This window comes from Corallococcus sp. AB030 (genome assembly GCF_003668965.1).
Lineage (GTDB): Bacteria > Myxococcota > Myxococcia > Myxococcales > Myxococcaceae > Corallococcus > Corallococcus exiguus.
Window position 1 is genome coordinate 1 of the sequence record NZ_RAWQ01000137.1, and the last position, 22922, is coordinate 22922.

The window sequence follows — 22922 nt, forward strand, 5'->3', positions numbered from 1 at the left end:
CCACCGCACAACAGCCGGTCCCCGCTCTGGACCGACGCGGCGCTTCAGGACCCGGCACGTTCGCAAACCCTCTCATGAAGCCCCAACCCGAATCCTTGCATGTGTTGACAGGCTTTGTTGGAGCATTTAGAAACATGGAATTGTAACAGCGCGGCTTGAACCGGATTCCGACGCCTTTCTGCTTCCGTCAGGAATCCCCGGGGGCCGCGCCTTCGGAGGGGGATGTCTTGAATCTGCCCCGCGCGACTTCCGGCGTCATCGTCCAGCAGCAGGACGAAGCCTTCTTCCTCATGGACACCGAGGGCGGAGAGGTCTTCCGGGTGAACGAGACCGCCGCCCGCATCTTCGAGCTGTGCCAGGGCGACACGTCCCTGGAGGGGGCGGTGGCGTCGCTGGCGCTCCGGCTGGGCGCCGCGGGCCAGGAGGAGGCCATCCGCGCCGACGTCCAGCGCACCGTGACGCAGTTCCAGGAACTGGGGCTGTGCGAGCCCTCGCGCCCCGTCTGACTTTCGCCGTCCGCTGAGTGGCTTTTTCCCCTCGTGAGAGGGACAGGCCGGGCCATGTCCTGGCCCTTGGGAATCCCGTGTGCCCGGGTCGCCCCGGGTGCGCGTGATGCCAGACGTGAGACGTCTGTTCACGGCTGGAATGAAGCACCGGAGTGTTGGCAGGCAATGTCAGACCCCCTGTCCACACTCCGCCATGTTTCACCGCAGTGAACGCAGCAATCCATCCAGGAGAATCACCATGTACATCCAGTCCGAGATCGTCCGCGTGTCCGCCGCCACCGACAAGTGCACCTGCTCCAACGGCATGGTCATCGCCTCGACCACCGTGAGCGCGGAGTAGTCGCGCCCGTCGGTTCCCAAGTCCCAAACATCCATCCCAGGAGAACCACCATGTACATCCAGTCCGAGATCGTCCGCGTTTCCGCGTCGTCCGACAAGTGCACCTGCTCCAACGGCATGAGCGTGATCGTCGTCGCGGAGTAACGCGTTTCATGGCCGGGAGGAGGGCCGTGGTCCTCCTCCCGGCTGTGTCTTTCCTCTCACTCGCCGACACGCCCGCCCATGCTGCCCGCATCCACGCAGGTATTGCTCTTCACCCAGGCGGACGTCGGCGGACACGCGCTCTTTCGAGTCGTGCCCGTGGAGGTGTCCGTGCGCCCCGGCCAGGGACGGCTGTGGACGGACGTGTCGCGGGGCAATGCCTTCACCGCCGCGTGGCAGGACCATGCGCGCCACCTGTCCGCGGTGGGCCGCGCGCGCTACGCGCTGCCGTGGGATGAGACGGACCTGCACGTCTCGCCGCGCGGCCGGAACGTGACGCTGGATGGCCGGAGCGCGTCGCTGCCACTGTTCGTCGCGTGGGTGGCGCTGCTCGCGGGCCTGCCGCTGCCGTCGCCCTTCCTGGGCACGGGCGTGGCGCTGGAGGCGCATGGGGAAAAGCTCGCGCCCGCGCCGCGCGAGTTCCTCCAGGGAAAGCTGGGCGTGGCGCAGTCCTACGTGAAGCAGGTGTTTCCGGGGGCAGCCCGGGTGGCGGTGTTCGTGCCGGAGGGCAGCGGGTTCGACGCGGCGCCCCTGACGGCGCTGGACGTGCGGCCGGTGCCCACGCTCACGAAGGCGGTGGAGGCGGTGCTGGGGCTGAAGCCTCGTGCCGACGCGCCCGGCTCTGGAGAAGGGGTGGGGGGATGATCCGCCAGGGCGTGGGTGCCATCCGGGAGATGTATGGGCTGACGCGGGGGCTGGGGAACCTGCGGGTGATGCTGGGCTCGGGGCTTCTGGGCATGGCGGCCTCCGGCCTGCTCAACCCGGTGATGCCGTTGTACCTGCGCTCGCGCGGGCTGGGCTTCCAGGAGATTGGCGCGCTCTACACGGTGGGGGCGCTCTTGCCCATCTTCGTGCAGCCGGTGCTGGGGGCGCTGTCGGACCGCCATGGGCGCAAGCCCTTCGTGGTGGGTCTGTCGCTCGTCACGTCGCTGATGGTGCCGGCGGTGGCGCTGGTGGACGACCCGCAGCCGCTCGCCGCCGTGATGATCCTCAAGATGCTGCTGTCGCGCAGCGCGGCGCCGGTGTCCAACGCGATGGTGGCGGACTTCGCGCCCGCCAGGCAGCGCGCCACCCTCTTCGCGCTGCTGGATGCCACGTCGAACCTGGTGTTCGTCGCGGCGCTGTTCGCGTCCTCCGCCGTCATCCGCGCGCTGTCGGTGGCGGGCACCTTCTTCCTGGCGGGGGGCCTGTTCCTCGCGGGCAGCCTGCTGCTGCTGGGGCTGGACGAACCGGCGCGGCCCCCGCGCGCGGAGGCAGTGCGCGGTGGGGCGGGCGCTGCGTGGGGACTGGTGTTCCGGGGGCTCCTGTCGCCGTTCACCTACGTGAAGGACCGGCCGGGCGCGGCGGCGCTGTTCCTCTGGCAGTTCTTCTTCACCTTCGCGCTGGCGCTGTTCCCCACGTACCTGCCGCTGTACGCGGTGGAGCTGGGCGCGCCCCGGGAGGCCGTGGGGCCGCTGGTGGCGGCGTCGTGGCTGACGTACGCGTTCGTGCAGCCCTTCGGCGGACGGCTGTCGGACCGGCTGTCCCGGCGCGTGGGCATGATCGTGCCGGGCCTCGCGGGCATGGCGGTGATGGCCGCGGTGCTGGGGGCCGCGGGATGGCTGCCGGACGGCGCCGCGTTGATGACGCTGGTGGTGGCCTGGGTGCTGCTGGCCATCCCAGACGGCCTGCACCGCTCCTCCGCGTCCGCGCTGGTGGTGGAGCAGTCCCCGGCGCCCTCCGAGCGCGGCCGGTTCATGGGCGCGCTGGGCGCCTGCGGCGCGCTGGCCTCCGTGCTCGCGCCCGTCACCTACGGCTTCGTCGCGCAAGCAGCCGGCATCGGCAGCACGTTCCTCATTTCGTCGGTGTCCCTCGTGCTGGCGCTCGGCTGTGTGTCGCGCGTGCGCGAGGCGTCTTCACACGCCACTCCTGAACCGGCCCCCGTGGCCGCCCTCACCCCCACCTCGGAGCCTGGATGAGTCCCCTTCGCCACGTGTGTCGCTGGGGCACCGCGCTGTTGGCCGCGCTGGTGCCCACGCTGGGACACGCTGATTCGCCGTACAAGGTCACCGCGACGCGGACGCAGGCCGTCATCACCATCGACGGCAAGGGGGACGAGCCCGCGTGGCAGGAGGCCCCCGAAATCGCGGGCTGGTACCTCACGCGCGTCAACTACGGCAAGCCCGCGCCGGACGACACCAAGGTCCGCATCCTCTACGACCAGGACAACCTGTACTTCCTCTTCCACTGCATCGACTCCAAGCCGGAGCGCATCACCGGCTACACGGTGCAGAACGAAGGGTTCCTCCACCAGGAGGACAACATCACCATCATCCTGGACACGTTCCTGGACCACCGGAACGCGTACTACTTCTGGACCAACCCGCTGGGCGTGCGCACCGACGGGCGCATCGTGGATGACGGCGAGGCCTTCTCCACCAACTGGCGAGGGGAGTGGGAGACGAAGTCCACCATCGTGAAGGACGGGTGGATTTCGGAGGTGCGCATCCCGTTCGCCAACTTCCAGTTCGAGGCCAAGGACGAGATGTCCTTCGGCATGCTCCTGGACCGCGAACAGTCGCGCAACCAGGAGTGGAGCAACTGGACGCCGGACGGCGTCAACAGCGCGAAGGTGAGCCGCTACCCGCACCTGGAGGGGCTCAAGGGCATCAAGCCGCGCTCCATCTTCAGCATCACCCCGTACGTGGCCACCACGGTGGCGCTCAAGACCACGGACGACCGGGGCGTCTTCCGTCCCAACGTGGGCGCGGACGCGCGCATCGACCCGACGCCCTGGCTGTCGGTGAAGCTCACCGCCAACCCGGACTTCAGCGACGCGGAAGCCGACCAGAGCTTCCTCCTCCTGGACACGGACATGCCGCTCTTGCCTGAGCGCCGCGCGTTCTTCACGGAGAGCGAGCACCTCTTCATCGCGCCCATCAACGTCTTCACCTCGCGCCGCATCGCGCTGCGGCCGCATGACCGGGTGTGGGGCGGCCTGCAGCTCACCGGCAAGCTGGGGGGCTTGAGCTTCTCGATGATGGACGTGCAGCACCGCGACCTCACCGGCCGGGACGCCAACGGCCGCGAGGTCTTCGAGAACGTCAACTCCGGCGTCATCCGCTTGCAGCAGGACATCGGCAAGCGGTCGATGATCTCCCTGGTGGCGCTCAACCGCAGCGGTCGGGGCGGGTTGTTCGGGGACTCGGACTTCCAGACGGTGGGCGTGGACGGCAACTTCCACCTCTTCGAGGAGTTCTTCATCCAGGCGCAGGCGCTGAAGAGCTGGAGCCCGCTGGGCAACGAGGACTCGGACGCGTACCACGTGGGCCTGCACCGCTTCGACACGCTGTCGGAGTTCTGGTTGCAGTTCGAGGACATCGGGAAGAACTACGCGAACCCGCTGGGCTGGACGCCGGTGGTGGACAAGCAGGGCTACAACTCGCGCCTGTTCCTGAACCCGTTCCCCGGGTGGCGCTTCCTGCCCCGGCTGGACATGACGTGGGACTCGCTGTGGCGCCGCAACCACGAGGGCGAGCGCACGCGCTGGCGCAACCGCCTCAACGTGCAGCCCTACCTGCACCACGACTTCGCGCTCTACCTGGAGGGCATCTACGACGACAACCTGGGCTTCCGGGACCGGCTGGGCACGTTTGGCTTCACCCTGTTCCCGCACGACTGGCAGAGCTACACGCTGACGGCCGTCGCCGGCCGCTTCCTGGGCGGAGAGATTCGCGGCTTCAACGGCGCGGTGAACATGAAGGTGGGGCCGCACATCGTCGCGCGCTTCAGCGGCTTCTACACGCGCAACTTCAATGTGCCCACGAACAGCGACCTCTACGGCACGTCCGGGGACGGCTACAGCTTCTCCGGCTACGCGCAGCTGCGCTACCACTTCAGCCCGGACCTCTACGCGCGCCTGACGTTGCAGAAGGGCGGCGTGTACGAGCTGGCGGACTACAACTCCGTGAAGGGCACGTTCCTGGACGCGATGGTGGGGTGGCACTACCGCCAGTGGAGCGACATCTTCCTCGTCTACACGGATCAGCCCTTCGGCGGCTCCCAGGAGCGGCGGATCCTCTCGAAAATCTCCTTCAACTACTGACCTGTCCCAAGGGCCATTCGCATGACCTCCGCCGACCCGCAGAGCCTCAAGCGCCGCTACGACGAGGTGTCCCCGAAGTACGACCAGGGCGCGCCGGACGCCACGGCCATCAAGCTGTTCTGGCTGACGTACGAGCACCTCACCTGGAAGCCGGTGGAGGCGCTGCTGCCGAAGGACGGCACGACCTGGCGCGTGTTGGACGCGGGCGGCGGGGGCGGCAAGTTCGGCACGCGCTTCGCGCAAGCCGGGCACCACGTCACCGTGCTGGACATCTCTCCGGGCATGCTGGACGGCGCCAGGGCGCAGTTCACCGCGAAGGGGCTGCTGGACCGCGTGGCCTTCGTGGAGGGGAACGTCGCGGCGCTGGAGCTGCCGGACGCGGCCTTCGACCTGGTCTTCTGCGAAGGGGACCCGGTGTCGTACTGCCTGGGCGCGTACCCGCGCGCGGTGAAGGAGTTGGTGCGCGTGGCGAAGCCGGGCGCGCCGGTGGTGCTGGGCGTGGACAACCGCTACGAGGCCTTCTCCGGCTACCTGAAGCTGGGCAAGCCGCAGGAGGCCTTCCGCACGCTCCACGACGGCCGCACGACGTGCCCGTATGGCCTGCCGGTGCACGCCTTCACGGTGCGCGAGCTGGAGCGCGCGGTGGCGGACGCGGGCGCGGAGCTGCTCGAGATTTTCGGCAAGCCGGTGATGTTCTTCGACATGCTCAAGGCGATGGCGGCCGCGCAGGGCGGAACCGCGGAGAAGCCGTGGGACGCGTGGGCCGCGCGCGAGGAGATATTGGCGTTGCAGGAGAAGCTGGCGCACGAGGGCTTCGCCGTCCTGGGGCAGCACTTCCAGGTGATGGCGCGGCGCAAGGCCTGAAGCCATGGGCCTTCCCTTCCTGGGCGTGGGGCTCAGCTACCGCTGGGACCTCAATCCGCACCTGGCGCGTGGCAACCCCGGCGTGGACTGGCTGGAGGTGACGCCCGAGCACTTCCTGCCGCTCACGCCGGACTCGGAGCGGCGGCTGGAGTTGCTCGCGAAGCGCTATCCCATTGTGGGCCACAGCCTGGAGCTGTCGGTGGGCTCGGACGGCGTGGACGCGCCCGGCTACCGCGACGGTTTGAAGCGCGTCCGCCAGCTCACCCGGAGCGTCTGGCACGGAGACCACCTGTGCTTCACGCGCGTGGGGAACCTGCCCCTGCGCGCGCTGACGCCGGTGCCGCTGACGGAGGAGGCGGTGGCCACGTGCGTGCGCAACGTGAAGGCGGCGCGGGCGGACCTGGACGTGCCGTTCGTGGTGGAGAACATCGCGTATCTCTTCCACACGCCGCTCAACACGTTGGATGAAGCGGAGTTCCTGCGCCGCGTGGTGGAGGGCGCGGACTGCGGACTGTTGTTGGACTTGCACAACCTCTATTGCAACGCGGTCAACCACGGGTTCGACCCGTATGCCTTCCTGGACCGGCTGCCTTTGGAGCGCGTGGTGCAGGTTCACCTGGCGGGCGGCGTCACGATGGAGGGATTGAGACTGGACAGCCACTCCGCGCCGTCACCGGAGGAGGTGTGGCGCCTGTTGGAATACGTCGCGCCACGCAGCCCGGTGCGCGGGGTGAACTTCGAGATGGACAGCGGCTTTCCTCCCTTCGCGCAGCTGGTGGAGGAGCTGGCCCGCGCTCGCGCCATCCTCCAGCGCTGCGGCGCGAGCGCGGCTTGAGATGAGCTATCCACGAACGTTGGAAGTCCTGGCGCGGCTGCACGTGGATCCCCGCTTCCGTGAAGCGTGGCGCGGCGATGCACCCAAGGCCCTGGCCCCGCTGGACCTGACGTCGTTGGAGGTGGAGGCACTCCAACGGGTGGATCCGGTGGTGGTGGAGCGCGCCGGCAGGATGATGGACTTCCACCGCACCGAGCGCGTGCGCGAACAGCTCGCCTGGGTGGACGAAGCGAAGCGGCCAGAGCTGGGCCCGCTGCGAGCGCGCTTCCTCCAGGACGTGCTGCCTGAAGTGCTCAACCGCGAGGAGGCCATCGCGTACTGCCGCTTCCTGGAAGCGGGCGAGCACGCCCCGCACGCGAAGCTCCTCCAGCGTCTGCCCGCCTACGTGCCACAGCTGGCGCGGTGCGAACGGCTGCGCCTGTCGCTCGCGTGGGGTCTTGCCCCCATGCCGGCGTCAGGCCCGTTCGTGGAGTCCTTCGACTACCCGGTGCTCACGCTGCTCGCCGCGCTGGACGCGCCGGGCTGGCCCCTGGTGGAGCCGAAGCCCACGCGCGTGGAGTACCTCAAGGTGCCCCACCTGCCCGCCGTGATGCTGCGCGAGCTGCCGTCACCTTGAGGTGCCCCGTGCGCCTCAATGCTTGCGGTGGTGCGTCTTCTCGTAGGTGCCCATGAGCTGGGTCTCCCCCACGATGTGACCCTCCATCGCCTTGAGCAGCTGCGTGCGGTTGGGCTGGTTCAGGTCCGGCAGCACCGTGTCCAGGGCGTACAGCTTGAAGAAGTACCGGTGGCTGCCGATGGGCGGCATGGGGCCACCGTAGTCCTGCCGGTTGAAGTCGTTGCGCCCAAGCCGCACCCCGTCCGGCAGCACGTCCAGGGTCGCCCCGTCCGGGATGTTCTGGGCGTTGATCGGGAGGTTATAAAGGACCCAGTGGCAGAAGGTGCGCTGGGGGTTCGCCGGGTCCGGCGCGTCCGGGTCCTCCACGATGAGCGCCAGGCTCTTGGCCCCGGCGGGGAGGTTCTCCCAGTGCAGGGGAGGCGCCTTGTCGTCGCCCTCACCGGTGTAGGCGATGGGGATGGGCGTCCCGTCCTTGAACTTCGGCGAGGTGAGCTCGAGCGGCTTCGGCATGCGTGACTCCTTGGGCATGAACGGCCAACGTGACCCCTGCCAAGCTGGCGATGACGGAGTCCCGGTGCTGAGAGACGGAGGGCGCTCCGCCCGGCCGCCCGTCACCTCCCCCATGCTCCGGCGACCCCCTGCCGCCGCTGATCCACCGGGCGCCCCCAGGGCCGCCTGCTCCTTTGAGCCCCTGCTATAGAGGAGAAACCACCCCTCCGGCCCCGGCGCCGTGGTAGCTGCGCTTGCGGGTGCCGCAACCGCTGCTGGCGGTGGGGTGCCCCGCGCCCCCGTACCGGTTGCACGCGCCGCTCATTCGGTGCTAAGCGGCGCCCGCGCGTGTATGGGCGGGGTCGGGGTTGGTGAAGGAAACCCAAGACTTTCCCGGGGTTTGGTGAGGCGTCCGCATGGCAGACCAGGAGCCTCGGAAGCAGGCGGACGCGCCGGGCAGTGAGCTGGGCGAGACGGCCCGGCAGATGCGGGCGGCGGAGCCGTACATCTCCGCGGTCTGGAAGCTGGTGGGCGGGGCGGTGGTGGGGGTCCTGGGAGGATACTTCCTGGACAAGTGGCTGGGGACGTCGCCCTGGCTGCTCCTGGGCTTGAGCCTGGTGGGGATTGGCGTGGGGTTCTACAGCTTCCTCCATGCGATGACGCGGCTGGGGAAGCGCAAGTGACGGGGACGGGCGGACAGCCGAAGCGGGACCCGTTCTGGACGCACGCGGGGCTGGCGGCGGCGGTGATGGGCGTGGGCGCGGTGGTGGCGGCGGCGCTGCCGAAGGTGACGGAGGACCGGGTCGCCGCGCTGCTGGGCGTGGGAATCGCGGCGATGACGGGCGTGCTGGCGCTGGTGCTGAAGCGGCGCGCGTCGTTGCAGGCGGATTTGAAGGCGGCGTTGAAGGTGGTCGGTGTGGTCTTCGCCCTCAGGGGCGTGGGCGTGGGGATTGGGCTGGCGTGGGTGGTGTCCCGGAATTTGAGCGCGATCGCGTTCGTGGGCGGCTTCTTCGGCGTCTACTTCGCGCTGCAGTGGATTGAAGTCAGCTACGTGATGGCCGCGTCGAAAGACACGGCGGGCGGAGACGAGTGATGCGCAAGGCAATGGTGCTGTTCGCCTGTCTGTTCGCGGGCGTCGTATGGGCCTCCGACCAGGCCGGCGAGCACGGCTACGCGAACGAGGACAAGGACGCCGAGGGCGATGACGTCGCCGGCTACATCCTCCACCACGTGTCCGACTCGAACGAGTACGAGTTCGAGATCCCCCTCAGCAACAACCACATCCCCATCCACCTGCCGCAGATCCTCATCCCGCTGAAGGATGGCGCCTGCACGCCGGTGGCGGATCCGCACGGCGGCGGTCACGGCGAGGTCTACCCGGGCCTGGGCGCCGGCTGCCTGGACCTCTCCATCACCAAGCACACGGTGATGATGTGGCTGGCGGCGCTGCTGCTCATCGGCGCGCTGCTCATCTGGAGCAACCGCGACAAGACGAAGCTCGTGCCGCGCGGCGCCGGGGCGAACCTCTTCGAGATGCTCGTGCTGTTCGTGCGCGACGAGCTGGCCATCAAGAACATCGGCAAGGAGGAGGGCCCCCGCTACGTGCCCTACCTGCTCACCGCGTTCTTCTTCATCCTCTTCATGAACCTGCTGGGCCTGTTCCCCTGGATGGCGACCGCCACGGGCAACATCGCCGTCACGTGCGGCCTGGCGCTGTGCACCTTCTTCGTCACGCAGGCGGCGGGCATCCGCGCCGCGGGCATCGGTGGCTACCTGAAGCACCTGACGGGCGGCGTGGCCCCCTGGCTGTGGCCCATCATGATTCCGGTGGAGGTCCTGGGCCTGTTCACCAAGCCCTTCGCGCTCACCATCCGTCTCTTCGCCAACATGCTGGCGGGCCACATCGTCATCTTCTTCCTGCTGGGCCTCATCTTCATGCTCCGCAACCCCGCGGTGGCGCTGGTGAGCGTGCCGTTCGCCTTCGGCATCTACCTGCTGGAGCTGTTCGTGGCCTTCGTGCAGGCGTACGTGTTCACCATGCTGTCGGCGCTGTTCATCGGGATGAGCGTGGCCATGGGCCACCACCACGACGAGCACCACGAAGGTGACAAGAGCCACGACCACGGCAAGGCGCACCACGCCTGAGCCGGACAAGTTGACGGGGCGCACGTCTTTGTGACGGCGCGCTCCGGTTGAAGACCCGGCGGTTCGAAAGGCCGCCGGAGGTAGTCCTAAAGGGATTTCACGACCCCCCCACAAGCGGGTCCCGCCTCACGAAAGAAGACGTGCTCCCATGACCAACATCGCTCTCGCGTTCCTCGCCGCCGGTATCGGCGCGGGTCTCTCCATCATCGGCGCCGCCCTCGGCATCGGCAAGCTGGCCGCCGCCGCCATGGACGCCACGGGCCGTCAGCCGGCCGCCGGCGGCGACATCCGCACCACGATGATCATCGCCGCGGCGCTCATCGAAGGCGCCACGCTGTTCGCGCTGGTCGTCTGCATCCTGCTCGCCATCAAGGTCTGAGTCAGGGCGTTGGTGTCACCGGGAGCCGGCGTCCTCTTCGGGAAGAAGGGGCGCCGGCGTTCCGGCTCGCAGTACCGCAGTACCGTCGCACCTGAAGTCTCCCGCATCCTCCCTCTGTCTTTTCGCTTCACCGGGACCCGCCATGTTCCTGCCCTCAGTCCTCGCCGCCAGCAGCTTCGTGGAGGTCCGTCCGGGCCTCATCTTCTGGACCATCGTCACCTTCGTCATCGTCCTGCTGGTGCTGCGGGCGAAGGCGTGGGGGCCCATCCTGTCGCTCGTCGAGGAGCGCGAGAAGCAGATCACCAACGCCATCGAGAGCGCGAAGCGTGAGCGCGCCGAGGCGGAGAAGCTGCTCGCCGACCAGAAGACGGCCATCGCCGAGGCCCGCCGCGAGGCCGCGGAGACCACCCGCCGCGTGCAGGCGGACATGGAGAAGTTCCGCGACGAGCTGATGGCCAAGAGCCGCAAGGAGGCGGAGGAGCTGAAGCAGTCCGCCCGCCGCGAGATTGACGACCAGAAGGCCAAGGCCATCGCGGAGGTCCGCTCCATGGCCGTGGACCTGGCCATGGAAGTGGCCGGCAAGCTCATGAGCGAGCGCATGGACGACGCCAAGCACCGCGCGCTGGCCGAGCAGTTCGTGCAGGGCCTGCCCGGCGCCACCAGCGCCTCGGCGACCCGCCGCTCGGCCTAACGGCCGGGAGTCTTCCGCCGCGCCCGCCTGTTCCAGGAATCCATCATGGCTCTCTCCATTGGCATCGTCGGTCTGCCCAACGTGGGCAAGTCCACCCTGTTCAACGCCCTGTCCGCCGCGGGCGCTCAGGCGGCGAACTATCCGTTCTGCACCATCGAGCCGAACGTGGGCGTGGTGCCGGTGCCGGACGACCGCCTGGACCAGCTGTCGGCGCTCGTCAAGCCGCTGAAGAAGATCCCCACGTCGCTGGAGTTCGTGGACATCGCCGGCCTGGTGCGCGGCGCGTCCAAGGGCGAGGGCCTGGGCAACCAGTTCCTGGGGAACATCCGGCAGGTGAACGCGGTGCTCCACGTGCTGCGCTGCTTCGAGGACGACAACGTCACTCACGTCGAGGGAGGCGTGAACCCGGTGCGGGACCGGGACGTGGTCGACACGGAGCTGTGCCTCAAGGACCTGGAGACCGTGGAGAAGCGCCGCGAGCGCTCGCTGAAGAACACCAAGATGGGTGGCAAGGCGGGCGACGAGGCGAAGGCCGAGGTCGCGCTGCTCGACCGCATCAAGGCGAAGCTGGATGAAGGCCTCACGGTGCGCGCGCAGAAGCTCACCGACGACGAGAAGGCGGCCATCCAGGACCTGTTCCTGCTGACGGACAAGCCCGTGCTGTACGTGGCGAACATCAGCGAAGGGCAGATTGGCAAGGAAGACAGCGACCCGCGCGTGCAGCAGGTGCGCGACATGGCCGCCAAGGAGGGCGCGGGCGTGGTGGTGCTGGCGGCGGCGCTGGAGTCGGAAATCCAGCAGCTCGCCGAGGCCGACCGCCCTGGCTTCCTGGCGGACTCCGGCCTGACGGAGCCGGGCCTGAACAAGGTGGTTCGCGAGGGCTACAAGCTGCTGGGCCTGTGGACGTACTTCACGGTGGGCGAGCAGGAGTGCCGCGCGTGGACCATCCACAAGGGCTTCAAGGCGCCGCAGGCGGCGGGCGTCATCCACTCCGACTTCGAGCGCGGCTTCATCAAGGCGGAAGTCTTCGGGTGGACGGACCTGGTGAAGCTGGGCAGCGAGGCGGCGGTGAAGGAGAAGGGCCTGCTGCGCGTGGAAGGCAAGGAGTACGTCGTGCAGGACGGCGACTGCATGCACTTCCGCTTCAACGTCTGACGCGGGACTGCTTCCGCTGTGGGAAGTGACGACGGGCGCTGCCTTCCACTCACGGAAGGGGCGCCCGTTTCGTTTGCTAGCGGGGACCGCTCATCCACGTGTAGCCCCAGAGGCCCACGGCCAGCACGGCCAGCACGGTGGAGAGGATGGCGGAGCGCCTCGTGCGGCCGGCGGGGTCCGGGTGGTTCAGGGCGTACTTCCACACGCCGCCCACGCGCAGGGCCAGGAAGAGGGCGAGGAGGACGGGGCCGACGAGCTGCCAGCCCTCGGGGCGCTTGAGGATGACGATCCACGAGGCGATGAAGGCCACGTTGCCGAGCAACATCAGGGCGGGATAGGGCAGGGTCGGACGGGAGGTGCTCACGGGGCTGCCAGTGTGTGCACGGGAGCCCGGAGCGCCAAACGGAAAGCCGCGCGGCGTGCACGCCAGGTGACAGCCGCGCGGAATGTTTCACGGTGCTACCGGGCGGGGGCTTCCACGTAGCGAGCGCGGGGGCGGAGCAGGTGGCCCTGTTCACGCTGCTCCAGGACGTGGGCGACCCAGCCCGCGGTGCGGCCCAGGCTGAACAGCACGGTGGCGGCGCCGGAAGGCAGGCCCAGCGCGTCCGCGAGCATCACCAGGCCCCAGTCCAGGGACGGGGGCGGATGGCCGGCGTCCCGCATGGTGTCCATGACGGCGCGGGCCACGCGGACCTTGGGTGCTTCGGGCTTCACGCTCGACGCGGCGGCGACGAGCGGTGGCGTGCGCGGGTCTCCCTTCAGGTAGAGGCGGTGGCCGAAGCCCGTCACGGCTTCACCCCGGCGCAGGCGGCCGTGGACGACCTGGGCGGCGCGCTCGGGACGGCCGACCTCCGCGATGAGCGCTTCCACGCGGTCACAGGCGCCGCCGTGACGGTGGCCGGAGATGGCCGCGAGCGCCGCGCTGATGCACGCGTACAGGTCCGCGCCGGAGGAGGCTGTCACGCGGGCCGCGAAGGTGGAGGTGTTCAGCTCGTGGTCCGCGCAGAGCACCAGCGCCAGGTTGATCAGCTCCGCGGTCCGCTTCGGCTTCGCGTCCCAGGCCGTGGCGAGTGAAGCGGCCACCGTGGGTTCCTTCAATGCTCGCAACACGCGGCTGGGAGCCTGGGCCACGCAGACCCACGCGCCCAGGTGGCGGATGATCCGACGTGCGCGGAGCATGTCCTGCTCCACGGGAGCGGCGAAGCGGCCCGCGTCACTCGCGGCGAGGAGCGGCACCAGCGCGGCCAGGGAGGACAGGGGCGGAGTGTCTCGCGGGAGCATCGCTGCGAGAGCGCTGGGGGACACGAGCAGCGCATCCCTGGTCGCTGAAGCGACGCGCTCCGAGGCCGACTGCCGCGTGTCTCGCGAAGGTGCGCCACTGCGCTCCGAGGACGATGACCGCGTGTTTCGCACCGACGGCTCTGTGGTCCCAACGGTGTCCCACGGTGCTTCCGGTGCGGGCCACGTCGTGGACTCCAATGGCAGATGCCCGGTCCAGAGCAGCTCCGCCACGTCCTCGAAGCGGTGTCCTTGGGCGGCCAGGTCCACCGCGTCGTGGCCCCGGTAGGAGAGTCCCTCCTCGCTGATGCGCGACACCGACGAGTCGATGACGGGCTCGCCCCAGCGCAGTGCTCCGGAGGCCACCGCCGCGTGGCCCGCGCGGGCGTCGTGGCGCGTCTTCAACCGCTCCACGTCCGCGCGCAGATAGCGGTTCTCCTTCGTGCCCTTCTCCGGCACGCACCGCACGAGCCCCCGGCTCACGTACGTGTAGAGCGTCGCTCGCTTTACCCCCAGCAGGGCCGCCGCCTCCTCCGCGCGCAGCAGCTCCTCCTCAACTGGATGGTCGAATCGAGATTGAGAACGTCCCCCTGCACGACGCACCATGTTTCGCGTGCCTCCCTGGAGCGGAGTCTCGACTCGACTGGACCCTCCTGTCGAGCTGAGCCTCCCCATGGCCGAGGCATGACCTGGCGGGGAGAACGACCATGAACGTGGACTTCGGACGCACGTCGTCGGACTACGCGAAGCACCGGGCAGGCTTCCCGGAGGCCTTCTACACACGGCTCGAACAGGACGGCGTGCTGACGTCCGGCCTGCGGGTGCTCGACCTGGGCACCGGCACCGGCACCGTCGCGCGCAACCTGGCCCGGCGCGGCTGCGACGTCACCGCCCTGGACGTATCCGCGCCGCAGCTGGAGGCCGCGGCACAACTTGCTCGCGACGAGGGCCTCCGCGTGGACTTCCGTGAAGCGCCCGCGGAGAACACCGGCCTGCCTTCGGGTTCCTTCGACCGTGTGTTCGCGGGCCAGTGCTGGCACTGGTTCGACCGCGCCGCCGCCGCGCGCGAGGCCTTCCGCCTGCTCAAGCCCGGCGGGAAGCTCATCCTCTGCCACTTCGACTGGACGGCCCTGCCCGGCAACCTGCTGGAGGCCACCGAGGCCCTGGTGGAGGAGTTCAGCCCTCGCGTCAAACTGGCCGTGGATCACTTCGGACAAGGCGTGGGCATCTACCCGCAGTGGTTCCGCGACGTGGGCGTGGCCGGCTTCCAGTCCCTCACGTCCTTCACCTTCGACACGCTCACGCCCTACACCCACGAAGCGTGGCGCGGACGGATGCGCGCCAACGCGCGGATTGGCGCCATGCTCCCTCCAGCGCAGGTGGCCCGCTTCGACGCCGCGCTGGCCGCGCTCCTCACCGCGCGCTTCCCCCAGGAGCCGATGTCCGTTCCCCACCGCGTGTTCGCGCTCGTCGCGGAGCGCCCGTGAAACAGGAGTCCGCCATGGCCTCGCCCCACCTCATCCACGCCGAAGACGTTCCCTGGACCGAGCTCGCCCACGGCAGCCGCGTGGCGCTCAAGCGCAAGCAACTGGGCGCCGCCGCGCATGGGCACAAGCTCGGGTGCAGCCTGGTGGAGCTTCCTCCGGGCCGCCGCTCGTGGCCGCTGCACTACCACCTGGGCAATGAGGAGGCCGTCTACGTCCTGTCCGGCACGGGTTCGCTGCGGCTGGGGACGGAGACGCTGCCCGTGCGCGAAGGGGACTACGTCGCGCTGCCGCCGGGCGCGGAGTGCGCGCACCAGCTCATCAACGACGGCGCGGAGCCGCTGCGCTACCTGTGCTTCTCCACCATGGAGGCGCCGGACGTGCTCGTGTACCCGGACTCGAAGAAGGTGGGCGTCTTCGCGGGCGCCGCGCCCGGGGGCGACAAGGCCGCGCGCACGCTGATGGCGTACCTGCCCCTGGACGCGCAGGTGGATTACTGGGAGGGCGAGGAGCCCTGATAGGGTGGCCCGGCCATGGCCTCCCTGCTGGATGCGCTCGACCGCGAGCGGCTGCTCAAGGATTCCGCCGCCGCGTCCGGGCTCGTACCCAAGGGCGAGCCTCCCCACGTGTCGCTGCTGCGGCTGTGCGACGCGGGCCTGCTCGAAGGCGGGCTCACCGTGGGGTACGGCGTCCGGCCGGATGAGCTGGTGGGCCCCCTCACCGCGGCCATGGGCGGCGCGGCCCGGAAGTTCAAGGTCGTGGACGTGCGCGAGCGCCCCGTGCTGGAGCTGCACGTCGCGGCGGGCGACGTCACGGAGCGCTGGGAGGTGGAGGACGTGTCCGCGCTCGTGCACAACCTCAACGACCTGTACCGCGACGCGGCCGACGTGCGCGCGGTGGCCGTGCTGGGGGAATGGGAGGATTCGCTCCAGTTGCTCTGCGTCGAGCGCCGTGCCCTGGGACGGCTCCTGCGGCAGTCCTTCTTCGCGCCCGTCAACGCGCGGGGGCTCCAGGACCTGATTCCGTCCCGCTGAAGCGGGGGGCCACCCTCGACCCCGGACGCCCGGTGGGGCACCATGGGGGAATGCGCATCACGCTGGCTCTCATCGTTGGATTGCTCCTGGCGCAGGTCGCTCGCGCGGAGCCGGATTCCTTTGACCTGGGCACCGGACGCGACGGCGTGCTCAACCTCGTTTCGGGACAGGGCGTCGCCATGGGCGTGGACGCGCCCCTGGGCAAGAGCGTCGCGGCGGGGGGCCAGGAGCTGGTCGTCTCCGGCCTCAAGATCTCCGCTGGCGACCTGGTGATGATCCACGAGAGCACCGGCCTGTCCTCCGCGCCTGACGTGGGCAACACGAAGCCCGTGGCGCTGACGGGGGCGGTCACGCTGGGGCGCTGGGAGCTGGCGCGGTTGGAGAAGGTGTCGTCCTCCACGCCCGCCCTCCTCACGCTGACCGCACCGCTGCGCTACGCCTACGCCTCCGGGCGCGCCCAGGTGGTGCGCGTGGCAGAGTACTCCGACGTCGTCATCGAGGCGGGCGCGCGGCTCACCGTGACGCCATGGAATGGCAAGTCCGGCGGCATCCTCGCGATGCTGGTGAGTGGGAAGGTGGTCAACGAAGGCCGCATCGACGCGGATGGCCTGGGCTCCCTGGGCGGCGTCTTCCAGGCCGACATCGCCGACCTGAATGGCTGCACGGCGCTGGAGCTGGACCATGGCAAGGGTGGCTCCGAGCGCGGCGAGGGCGTGGCTGGCAAGATTTCCCGCACCGGCATCACCACCGGGCGCGGCAACCTGACCAACGGCGGTGGCGGCGGCAACTGCGCGGCGGCCGGCGGTGGCGGTGGCGGGCACGGCGGCGTGGGCGGCATTGGCGGGCGCACGGCTTCCGGGGACGGCTCGCGCGACCAGGGCGGGCTGGGCGGCGCGGCGCTGAGCTACTCCGTGTTCGAGCGCTTCACGTTCGGCGGTGGCGGCGGCGCGGGGCAGGGCTCCGACCAGGCCGGCTCCAACGGCGCCGCAGGCGGCGGCGTGGTGTTCATCCGCTCCACCGCGTTCGAGGGCAAGGGCATCTACAGCGCCTCGGGTTCGACCGCGGGGGCCTCGTCGGGCAACGACGGCGCGGGCGGTGGCGGCGCGGGCGGCGCGGTGGTGCTGCGCGCGGTGGACATCGTGAACTGCGGCGGGGTCGAGGCGCGGGGCGGCGCGGGCGGCAACACCCAGTTGGACAAGCAGCCCTTCGGGCCGGGCGGTGGTGGCGCCGGGGGCCGCATCCTGCTCGAGGGCAAGACCCTCGCGTGTGTGCCCAACGCGAGCGCGGGCAGCGCGGGCGTGTCCGCCTACCCGGGCGCGGGTTCGTACGGCGCGGGGCCGGCCACCACGACGTCGGATGCCGGCACTCCGGACGGGGGCTCGGGCACGTCCACGGGAACGGTGCAGGAGCTGTCCCAGTCCTTCCAGGTCCCCGTCACGCCCGTCATCACGGCGCCGGTGGCGGGCGAGGCGTCCACCACCACGCGCCCTCGCTTCGAAGGGACCGCGGGCACGAACGGGCCGGTCGTCCACCTCGTCGTGGATGGGCGGGAGATTGGCGCGGCGGTGCCGGGCTCGGATGGCCGCTTCACCTACGACCCCACCGCGCCGCTGAGCGCGGGCGCGCATGACGTCGTCGCGTGGGCGGAGTCGCTGGGCGTGGCGAGCAAGCCCTCCACGCCGGTGCGCTTCACCACGCCCGCGGTGGTGCTCGCGGACGGTGGCGTCGTGCAGATGGCCGTGCTGGTGGTGCCCTCGAACGGGGACACCGTGAGCCCCACGCCGCTGTTCGCCGGCACCGCGGCCAATGGCGTCAGCGTGGGCGTCGTCATTGACGACGGACCGGACAACATCGTGCCGTTGGACCTGCTGGGCCGCTTCCGCTACCAGGTGCCGGCCACCGCGCCGCTGAGCGTGGGCACGCACAAGGTCACGGTGCACGCGCACAACGAGGCGGGCGATGACGGGCCGTACTCCGACGTCGTGGGCTTCGAGGTGGTGGTGCCCGGCGCGGACGGCGGAACGGATGGCGGCGCCGACGCGGGCCCGGTGGATCCGGCGACGCCCAGGGTGCTCGTGCCCGAGGAGGGCTCCACGGTGGATCCGACCTTCATGTTCGTGGGCGTGGCGCTGCCCGGCACGTCCGTGCGGTTGGAGCTGGACGGCACGGCGCTCGCGACCGCCACCGCGGATGACGAAGGCGTCTTCCGCCACGTGCTGACGGCGGACAAGGCGCTCGCGACGGGGGCGCACAAGGTCGTCGCCCAGGTCGTGACGCCGCAGGGCGAGGCGGGGCTGCGTTCACCGGAGGTGGACTTCCAGGTGCGAGGCCCCACCGACCTGGACGTGGGCTGCGGCTGCGGCTCGGCGCCCGCGGGGATGATCAGCCTCTGGGCGCTGGTGGGCCTGGGAGCCCTGGTGCGCCGCCGCCGCTCGCGGAGCTGACAGGGGCAGGGCGCGGCTGCCTTTGGGGCGCCGCGCCCAGACCGGTCACGGCGCGTCGGCCATGTCGTCGAGCTGTCCCTGTGCTGCCTCGCGGTAGTAGGGGACGACTTCGACAGAGAGCACGTCGCGCATCTCCTGGCGCGCTCGCTCGTAATCGCCCGCGTCCTGGTACCGGAACATCCGGTGCAGCGCATCCATGAGTCTGTTGGATCCGTCCGTGATGCGGCGGGCGCACTCGCGCAGGAGCGTGAGCGCACCGGCATCGGTCCGGAGGGCTTCGGAGGCGCTGTCGATGCCGACTTCGTCAGCGGTGCGGAGGAGGAGCGCGCGCACGTCCTGCGTGAGGGCCAGGGGGGCTCCCTCTCGCAGCACACGACGCGACAGGTCCCGTATCGCGTCCCAATCGGGTCGGGCGGTCATCTAACGCTTCCTCGGCTTCGGCCCGCACATATCGACAGGCCACTCGTGTTGTCCCTCGCAGCGGCGGAGACAGGCTGTGCAGGGACCATCGAGTCTACCGTCGGCACAGTCGTTCCATGCGCGGATGCACCGCTGCTTCCATTCGGGAAGGTGGGCGTTGTGCGCGAACTCATCCTCCTTCGCTTGAGATGACGTGATCGCGGCCGCACTCCCGGCGCCTGCGGCGGCTCCCATGAGGGCTGCCGCTTCGCCCGCCGTGAGTCCACACGCGGCCGGATTGCCCGGGTGTGCCTCCACACAGCACGTCACACTGTCGAGGCACGTCGCGGTCGCGCAGCCCGTCGTCAACACGCTGCACAGCGCCAGCGCGAGCCAGGAATACCCAGGGTGTGATTCCATGTTTATCAAGAAATACTAGTTCATGACGGCCCGCCAGGCGTCCGGCGGGGCTGGCGGGCGCGGCGTGGGGGTGGCCGTTATCTTCCCGCGCTCGAAGGCGTCCCGGCTCCCGGGACGACAGGGTGGCGCGCGTGACGACGGACGTGTCCTCGGAAGAAGCTTCATCGCGGCGGGCCCGGCGCCCGGCCGGTGCTCCCGGCTGGCGGTCGGTGCTGTCCCTCCTCCTGGGGTTGGGCCTGCCCGTCGCGCTGCACGTCTACATCGGCCTGCGCCTCTTCACCGCGCCCGGCTGGCCCGCCCCCTGGGCCGCCGTGGGCTGGGGACTGCTGGGCTTCTGCTTCCTCATCCTGCTGGCGGGTTTCCGCGCCGCGCGCCGTGAGGCCACCGGCTTCTCCCGCGTCATCCAGTGGGGCGCGTACCTCTGGCTGGGCGCGTTCGGCATCTTCCTCACCGCCGTGCTGGCCTCGGACGTCGTCGGCGCCGCGCTGTCCCTGTCCGGCACCGTCACGGACATGCACGCGCTCGCCCGGGGCCGCGCGGCCGCCGTGCTGGGCACCGTCGTGCCCGCCGTGGCCTTCGCCTTCGTCACCGCGCGCGGCAAGGCCCGCGTGGAGCGCACCACCGTGGCCCTCAAGGACCTGGGCCCGGGCCTGGAGGGCTTGCGCGTCGTGCAGCTGTCCGACGTGCACGTGGGGCCCACCCTGGACGGCGTGTGGCTCCAGCGCGTGGTGGATCAGGTCAACGCCCTGAAGCCGGACATCGTCGCCATCACCGGCGACCTGGTGGACGGCTCCGTGGAGGAGCTGCGCGACCAGATGACGCCGCTCGCGTCCCTCAAGGCTCCGCTGGGCGTCTACTACGTCACCGGAAACCACGAGTTCTACCACGGCGCCCGCGCCTGGATGGCCGAGGTCGCCCGGCTGGGCATCACCGTCCTCACCAACGAACACCGCGTCGTGGAGCGCGGTGGCGCCCGGCTCGTCGTCGCAGGCGTCACCGACCACGATGCCGGCCACATCGATCCGCCCCTGGAGAGCCGCCCCGACCTCGCGCTCGCTGGCGCCCCGCCGGACGTGCCCCGCCTGCTGCTGGCCCACCAGCCCCGCACCGCCCTGTCCCTGCAGGGCCTGCGCGTGGACCTCCAGCTGTCCGGCCACACCCACGGCGGGCAGATCTTCCCCTTCATGTTCTTCGTGAAGCTCCAGCAGCCCGTCGTCCAGGGCCTGGCCACCGTCGCCGGGACCCGGGTCTATACGCACCGCGGCACGGGCTACTGGGGCCCCCCCTTGCGCCTGGGCCCCGCCCCGGAGATCGCGTCCCTCACCCTGGTAGGAACTCCCCGTTCTGGCGGTGATTCAAGCCAAGCTTGATATTTCCGTTCTTGCTGCTTATTGTTTGGGGCGTGTCCACCGCACCATCTTCCCTCCTTGTCCCGGAATTCGCTTTCAGCCGTCCCACGGCGCCCGCGGTCCCGGGTGCGCGGCGCGGGGCCCGGGTCCCGGTCGCTTCGCCCCGGACGGGGAAGGCGGCGCCGGTCCTGCTGGTGGTCTCCGAGGCCCCGGAGGTCCGGCTGGCGGTGGCGCGTGAGGTGGGGCTGGCGTGCCGGATCGTGACGTCGCTGGGGGCGACGTCGGCGGACCGGCGGCTGGACATGGGCGTGGAGGTGGACGGGCTGGTGCTGGACCTGGACGCGGATCGCCGCGTCGTGAGCGATTTCCTCTGCCGTCTGGTGGACCGGGGCTTCCACGGTCCGCGCATCCTCCTGTCCTCTGGTTTCCGTCCTGAAGCGAGCGCCACCTTCCTGACGGCCTGTGACACCCACTTCGCACTCGGCCGGCCCTGGCGCGCCGGTGAGCTGCGCTCGCTCTTGGAGAGGGTCCTTGGGGTCTCCCACCTCGCTCAATCCGCAAGCAGTCCGTGACTCCCGCCGTGGTGACGCTCCCCGCCTGGCGCCGTTGACGGCGCGGGTGGCGGACGCGGGCCACGGTTTGTTCACCGGTATCGCCGGGGCGTCCGCGGGCGCCGCGCGCAGCGCGTACCTGGCGCTGGTGCTCTTCGCCGGCGGCATGGCCCGCTGCGCGACGGGGCGCTCGCGCGACGGGCTGCCCCAGCTCAAGCGCTGCCTGTTCCGCGTGGCGCAGGTGCCGGTGGACCTGGTGCTGATGCTGGGCGGGCGCGTGCTGTCCGCCGTGCAGGTGGTGACGGGCCTGGAGCCCGTGGGCCGCCGGCTGACGGACGCGGAGGTGGACCGGCTGCGTCCCATCTTCGGCGACAGCCTGGACTACCGCTGCGTGCGCGTGAAGGAAGGCGCCCTGGGCCTGCTGGGTCTGCCGGGCCGCGCGTTCGCTCATGGGGATGTCCTCTTCATCCCGCCCGGCTACGGCGCGGTGGGCTTCCGGCTGCTGGTGCACGAGCTCACGCACGTGTGGCAGCACCAGCACGGCGGCACGGGCTACCTGAGCGGCGCGCTCGCCGCGCAATACCTGGGTGACGGCTACGACTGGCGCAAGGCCGTGGGTCACCGGCGCTGGGCGGAGCTCAACCCGGAGCAGCAGGCCCAGTTCATCGAGGACGCCGCCGACGCGCAGCTCATCCCCCACGTGGGCCGCCCCACGCCCCAGCAGCGGCTGCGCGGCTGGAGCGACGCCGCCCTGTGCCTGCTGGACGAGGCCCTGGACTGCCTCTACGCCGGACGTGGCGCGCCGTGAGGCCGCCCGTCCCATGACGGCGCGCACCGCCCGGCCCGGCGGAGCGCCCGAGGGCCGCTGCCTGCAAGCCCTGACCTGGCGGCGCCTGGAGTCTCCCGGCACCGAGCACTTCGAGCTGTGGGAGTCCGCCGAAGGGCCCCTCTTCACCGGAACCGTGGTGCTGGTGGGCGAGGGGCTTCCGCTGCTCGTGCGCTACACCGTGGCGTGCGACCCGGACTGGCACACGCGCGAGGTGCGGCTGGCCGTGCACCAGGGAGGCACGCGGCGCACGCTGGTGCTCCAGGTGGATGACCACCAGCGCTGGTGGCGAGACGGACGCGAGGTGCCGGAGCTGCGCGGGTGCGTGGACGTGGACCTGAGCGTCACCCCCTCCACCAACACCCTGCCCATCCGCCGGCTGGGGCTGGAACCAGGCCAGTCCCGGGACGTGACGGCCGCGTGGGTGCGGCTGCCGGACCTGTCCCTGGAGCGGCTGGAGCAGCGCTACACCCGGCTGTCCTCCACCCGCTACCGCTACGAGAGCGCGGGAGGCGCCTTCGTCGCCGAGGTGGACACCGACGCCACGGGGCTCGTCACGCACTACCCGGATGGCTGGGAGCGCGTCGCCACGACGGACGGTTGACCCCCCGGCGCAACCCCGGGGCCCCGAACCCGGACAATCTCCCAGACCTTCCAGGATTCGCGTGTCGTTTCATGTGGGCTAATGGCGCCATGAACGACGCGCTTCCGGTGGACGGGGGAATGCGGGACTACCTGCCATATAGGGATGGGCCCGGGTGACGTGGCGGGTTATAACGACCTCTGAACTGCTCCGGCGGTGGAGGGGTCGCGAGCCTTGCGGCCACCCCACC

At 70.3% G+C, this 22922-nt stretch carries 25 protein-coding genes; 21 read left to right on the forward strand and 4 right to left on the reverse strand.

The genetic code is table 11. The features are described 5' to 3' along the window. Positions 1–227: 227 nt before the first annotated feature. From D7Y15_RS28015 to D7Y15_RS28045, 7 genes are all read left to right on the forward strand, one after another. The gene (locus D7Y15_RS28015; protein WP_158624594.1) at positions 228–506 is read left to right on the forward strand and encodes a PqqD family protein; all 279 of its coding nucleotides are present in this window, start codon (positions 228–230) and stop codon (positions 504–506) included. Positions 507–1067: 561 nt separating this feature from the next. Continuing rightward, positions 1068–1691, forward strand: a complete 624-nt coding sequence (locus tag D7Y15_RS28020; protein ID WP_148712888.1) for a hypothetical protein — start codon at positions 1068–1070, stop codon at positions 1689–1691. After that, on the forward strand, positions 1688–3004 hold the full coding sequence (locus D7Y15_RS28025; protein ID WP_121754497.1) for an MFS transporter: 1317 nt from the start codon (positions 1688–1690) through the stop codon (positions 3002–3004). Before D7Y15_RS28020 ends, D7Y15_RS28025 begins: the two co-directional genes overlap by 4 nt. Beyond that, positions 3001–5130, forward strand: coding sequence for a carbohydrate binding family 9 domain-containing protein (locus tag D7Y15_RS28030; RefSeq protein ID WP_120581316.1), 2130 nt, complete (start codon positions 3001–3003; stop codon positions 5128–5130). Before D7Y15_RS28025 ends, D7Y15_RS28030 begins: the two co-directional genes overlap by 4 nt. A gap of 21 nt (positions 5131–5151) precedes the next feature. Then, positions 5152–5994, forward strand: a complete 843-nt coding sequence (locus tag D7Y15_RS28035) for a class I SAM-dependent methyltransferase (RefSeq protein ID WP_121754498.1) — start codon at positions 5152–5154, stop codon at positions 5992–5994. A gap of 4 nt (positions 5995–5998) precedes the next feature. After that, positions 5999–6829, forward strand: coding sequence for a DUF692 family multinuclear iron-containing protein (locus tag D7Y15_RS28040; protein WP_120581318.1), 831 nt, complete (start codon positions 5999–6001; stop codon positions 6827–6829). Position 6830: 1 nt separating this feature from the next. Further along, entirely contained in the window at positions 6831–7445 is a 615-nt protein-coding gene (locus D7Y15_RS28045; protein WP_121754499.1) for a hypothetical protein, read from the forward strand. 15 nt (positions 7446–7460) lie between these two features. On the opposite strand, the gene D7Y15_RS28050 is transcribed toward D7Y15_RS28045, so the two are convergent. After that, the gene (locus D7Y15_RS28050; RefSeq protein ID WP_121754500.1) at positions 7461–7955 is read right to left on the reverse strand and encodes a YbhB/YbcL family Raf kinase inhibitor-like protein; all 495 of its coding nucleotides are present in this window, start codon (positions 7953–7955) and stop codon (positions 7461–7463) included. Between the two features lie 395 nt (positions 7956–8350). On the opposite strand from D7Y15_RS28050, the gene D7Y15_RS28055 reads away from it, so the two are divergent. The 6 genes from D7Y15_RS28055 (at position 8351) to ychF (ending at position 12304) form a co-directional block, all read left to right on the forward strand. Then, on the forward strand, positions 8351–8617 hold the full coding sequence (locus D7Y15_RS28055; RefSeq protein WP_121754501.1) for an AtpZ/AtpI family protein: 267 nt from the start codon (positions 8351–8353) through the stop codon (positions 8615–8617). Further along, positions 8614–9027, forward strand: a complete 414-nt coding sequence (locus D7Y15_RS28060; protein WP_120579230.1) for a hypothetical protein — start codon at positions 8614–8616, stop codon at positions 9025–9027. The genes D7Y15_RS28055 and D7Y15_RS28060 overlap by 4 nt, the downstream gene beginning before the upstream one ends. Further along, positions 9027–10079 (forward strand): F0F1 ATP synthase subunit A, encoded by a 1053-nt coding sequence (gene atpB, locus D7Y15_RS28065; RefSeq protein WP_121754502.1) that lies wholly within the window; start codon positions 9027–9029, stop codon positions 10077–10079. The genes D7Y15_RS28060 and atpB overlap by 1 nt, the downstream gene beginning before the upstream one ends. A 148-nt stretch (positions 10080–10227) precedes the next feature. Next, on the forward strand, positions 10228–10458 hold the full coding sequence (locus tag D7Y15_RS28070; protein ID WP_014400382.1) for an ATP synthase F0 subunit C: 231 nt from the start codon (positions 10228–10230) through the stop codon (positions 10456–10458). 142 nt (positions 10459–10600) lie between these two features. Beyond that, a complete protein-coding gene (gene atpF, locus D7Y15_RS28075) occupies positions 10601–11149 on the forward strand; it encodes a F0F1 ATP synthase subunit B (protein ID WP_120579232.1) in 549 nt (182 codons plus the stop codon). A 45-nt stretch (positions 11150–11194) separates the two neighbouring features. Next, positions 11195–12304 carry a redox-regulated ATPase YchF gene (ychF, locus tag D7Y15_RS28080; protein ID WP_120579233.1) on the forward strand — a complete coding sequence of 370 codons (1110 nt, stop codon included), beginning with the start codon at positions 11195–11197 and terminating at the stop codon, positions 12302–12304. Between the two features lie 76 nt (positions 12305–12380). On the opposite strand, the gene D7Y15_RS28085 is transcribed toward ychF, so the two are convergent. Further along, a complete protein-coding gene (locus D7Y15_RS28085) occupies positions 12381–12668 on the reverse strand; it encodes a hypothetical protein (RefSeq protein ID WP_169822075.1) in 288 nt (95 codons plus the stop codon). Between the two features lie 95 nt (positions 12669–12763). After that, the gene (locus D7Y15_RS28090; protein ID WP_121754503.1) at positions 12764–14188 is read right to left on the reverse strand and encodes a citrate synthase; all 1425 of its coding nucleotides are present in this window, start codon (positions 14186–14188) and stop codon (positions 12764–12766) included. Between the two features lie 101 nt (positions 14189–14289). On the opposite strand from D7Y15_RS28090, the gene D7Y15_RS28095 reads away from it, so the two are divergent. Genes D7Y15_RS28095 through D7Y15_RS28110 form a run of 4 tightly spaced genes read left to right on the forward strand, consistent with a single transcriptional unit; the run spans position 14290 to position 18544 of the window. Continuing rightward, positions 14290–15069, forward strand: coding sequence for a class I SAM-dependent methyltransferase (locus D7Y15_RS28095; protein WP_120579235.1), 780 nt, complete (start codon positions 14290–14292; stop codon positions 15067–15069). Positions 15070–15083: 14 nt separating this feature from the next. Further along, positions 15084–15584 carry a cupin domain-containing protein gene (locus D7Y15_RS28100; RefSeq protein WP_120579236.1) on the forward strand — a complete coding sequence of 167 codons (501 nt, stop codon included), beginning with the start codon at positions 15084–15086 and terminating at the stop codon, positions 15582–15584. Between the two features lie 15 nt (positions 15585–15599). After that, positions 15600–16100: a hypothetical protein gene (locus D7Y15_RS28105; protein ID WP_121754504.1), complete on the forward strand. Its 501-nt coding sequence runs from the start codon at positions 15600–15602 to the stop codon at positions 16098–16100. Between the two features lie 50 nt (positions 16101–16150). Continuing rightward, a complete protein-coding gene (locus D7Y15_RS28110) occupies positions 16151–18544 on the forward strand; it encodes an MYXO-CTERM sorting domain-containing protein (protein WP_121754505.1) in 2394 nt (797 codons plus the stop codon). 45 nt (positions 18545–18589) lie between these two features. On the opposite strand, the gene D7Y15_RS28115 is transcribed toward D7Y15_RS28110, so the two are convergent. Beyond that, complete coding sequence (locus tag D7Y15_RS28115) at positions 18590–18964, reverse strand: DUSAM domain-containing protein (protein WP_120579239.1); 375 nt, start codon at positions 18962–18964, stop codon at positions 18590–18592. 608 nt (positions 18965–19572) lie between these two features. Between D7Y15_RS28115 and D7Y15_RS28120 the strand changes: the two genes are divergently transcribed. The 4 genes from D7Y15_RS28120 to D7Y15_RS28135 all read left to right on the forward strand — a co-directional run bounded on the left by D7Y15_RS28120 (position 19573) and on the right by D7Y15_RS28135 (position 22693). Further along, positions 19573–20733: a metallophosphoesterase gene (locus D7Y15_RS28120; protein WP_121754508.1), complete on the forward strand. Its 1161-nt coding sequence runs from the start codon at positions 19573–19575 to the stop codon at positions 20731–20733. Positions 20734–20906: 173 nt separating this feature from the next. Continuing rightward, positions 20907–21284, forward strand: a complete 378-nt coding sequence (locus tag D7Y15_RS28125) for a hypothetical protein (RefSeq protein WP_304988689.1) — start codon at positions 20907–20909, stop codon at positions 21282–21284. After that, positions 21244–22071: a DUF4157 domain-containing protein gene (locus D7Y15_RS28130; RefSeq protein WP_233605113.1), complete on the forward strand. Its 828-nt coding sequence runs from the start codon at positions 21244–21246 to the stop codon at positions 22069–22071. Before D7Y15_RS28125 ends, D7Y15_RS28130 begins: the two co-directional genes overlap by 41 nt. Before the next feature lie 13 nt (positions 22072–22084). Further along, entirely contained in the window at positions 22085–22693 is a 609-nt protein-coding gene (locus tag D7Y15_RS28135) for a putative glycolipid-binding domain-containing protein (RefSeq protein WP_120579247.1), read from the forward strand. Positions 22694–22922 lie beyond the last annotated feature (229 nt).